This is a genomic window from Marinilactibacillus sp. GCM10026970 (genome assembly GCF_042660675.1).
Lineage (GTDB): Bacteria > Bacillota > Bacilli > Lactobacillales > Carnobacteriaceae_A > Marinilactibacillus.
Window position 1 is genome coordinate 1 of the sequence record NZ_JBHSUL010000022.1, and the last position, 2350, is coordinate 2350.

Annotated in this window: 1 protein-coding gene and 1 tRNA gene; both read right to left on the minus strand. The window is 32.0% G+C overall.

Going from position 1 to position 2350, the window contains the following annotated elements; genetic code table 11:
- Nucleotides 1-1435 precede the first annotated feature (1435 nt).
- Entirely contained in the window at nucleotides 1436-1924 is a 489-nt protein-coding gene (locus ACFP65_RS06400; RefSeq protein ID WP_225742713.1) for a tetratricopeptide repeat protein, read from the minus strand.
- Between the two features lie 335 nt (nucleotides 1925-2259).
- Nucleotides 2260-2332, minus strand: a tRNA-Asn gene (locus tag ACFP65_RS06405).
- Nucleotides 2333-2350 lie beyond the last annotated feature (18 nt).

Genomic DNA, 2350 nt, shown 5'->3' on the forward strand with positions numbered 1-2350 from the left:
ATCATACCATGTTGTTGTTTTGATGTCAACAACTTTTTTAAAAGTTGTTTTTGATCAAGTTACTCGATCAAGTCGATATCTTTAACAGCAACCTATATATCATACCACGCTGTCACCTTTGATGTCAACATTTTTTTAAAGATGTTTTCGATCAAGTTATTCAATCGAGTCAACGTCGTTATCAGCAACTTTTATATAATATCACGGGATTGAGACTCCGTCAACAGCGAAATTTGAAATCTTCTATTTTTTATCACTCATTAGTATGTATGAATCCTTTGTAAAAGTCTATCATATCAGTGTTTCAGAATAGATTTAATTACTAATTATTTTTTATTTGGTTAGAGAAATTTTCTCTCTAAGCAGTCATTAGATTTTATTCCAGTTCAAATATCCAATAATATTCTTATACAAAGAAGTGTATTTATCTTTTTACTAACAGGTATGTTTAAATCACTTGAGTGTGTTCTCTTTTTTTACTCTACTTTATGACAAACATAATGTATTAGATATATGGTTTGTTTTCATCCGTTCTCTCAGTTGTGAATCGTTACAGATAACATGAAGAAAGTATCTTTTTTATTTTTGTATAAATCTAGCTCAACTTCTTTATGTATGTAGTGAACAATCCTTCTACCAATTATTAATTTTGTTTAGTCCCTTGTCGCTAACGTCGTTTGGCCATTGCCTAGTAGTACTTGGAACTTTGATTTAATTATTATTGAATCCTATGTATACAATCTTATACAGTAGAGAGTCATTAAGGATTCTATATAGTATTTTTTGTCATCGCTCAGTCGTTCGCTCTCTACTTCAGGCAATACTTATTCAAATAAATCTTTTAATCCTCTTTTACATTTACTAGATAATCGAATTTTATCAATCAAAACGCCGATATCCAATGATACTGATTTCATATATCTTCATACTTAACTATATTACTGACAAAGAACTATTGATATTTATTATTATTCAACTGTTCTTCTTTTGGAAATTTCCTTTCTTAATGATTAGACTTATGCAGAAAACGCTAGTGCGATTTCTGTATAAGCTTAAACTTCGATTATCTCAGTATGATAACAGATTGCTATAGATTTGATATCTGATACTTCACTCTACAAATACAGAGTTGCTTGGCTAGTTTCGTATCTATTGTTTTATTCCTCTTACGCTAATCGCTTTACGCCTTCTTAACCATTAACCTATTCATTCTCAACTATGCTGGTTTACTGGTTGATGTTTACTTTGAGTACAAAATAGCACTTCCATAGACTTGGAAGCCACTTCGTATTTTACAAGGTTCATTAACCTACGCCGCCAATTTACCAAGCAACCCTTAAGTTACGTTAGTCTCTGACTTGGTTAACTCTTTTAAAAAGTTGACTGCTTTTTGAGTAGACCTAATCAACTCTCTATCTCCTTTTTGCTCCCTTATTTAAAATGCCTCTAAGAAGCAACTCTCTGCCTCATCAAACCCTGTCATTTCCATAAGACACTTTCCTTTATGCTGTTGTACGAAATCGACATAGTTCTCTATATTATCAGACTGACTTCTTTCTAATGCCTGATTAAAATTATTCAGTGCACCTTGATGGTCATCACTATATTTCAAAGCTTCTCCCAGCCTTATTAGTGAAACTATTTCTTTTGAGGTATCCTGACACTCCCTAGCATACTGAAGGCAAAAGGTAAGATAGTGAATTGCCTTTTTTGTTTCTCCATTTATCCTATATAAATTTCCAAGGGCACCTTTAATAAAATACTCATCCTGTCTATTTAAAGAACCTTTCAAGAATCCAATTAACTGTTCACTACACTGCTGTACTATATTTGTATCTCGTGTCTTCTCACGAAGCAAATGATAAGTGTCAAAGTAAACAGTTTTATTAAAATTTGAAAGGACATTTTTAACGCTTGTTAGCATTTCACTTCCCCTTAATCTCTTGACTTGGTATATCAATTCTTTTATTATCTATTCCTTATCTTTCTATAAAAAAACTGGTTGGTATTCGGTAAATATTAATGATGTTAGTGCATCATACGATTTCAATATTGATCATAAATTTCCTCCATAGTCTTTTTATTGGTATATTTTCTTTGTGATGATGAATAGCGCTTAATAACTAAAACTAGTTAGATCTATCATAATTACATTAATAAAATTACTTTTACCTTCTAAGTTTAACAAATTAACCGCAAAAAAGAGGCCTGATAATCGAGTAATCAGGCCTCTGCTCTCTAAATATAGGTACAAAAAAACTCCGCAAGCAGGGCTCGAACCTGCGACAACGCGATTAACAGTCGCGCGCTCTACCAACTGAGCTATTGCGGAATCAAAAAATGGTATTAG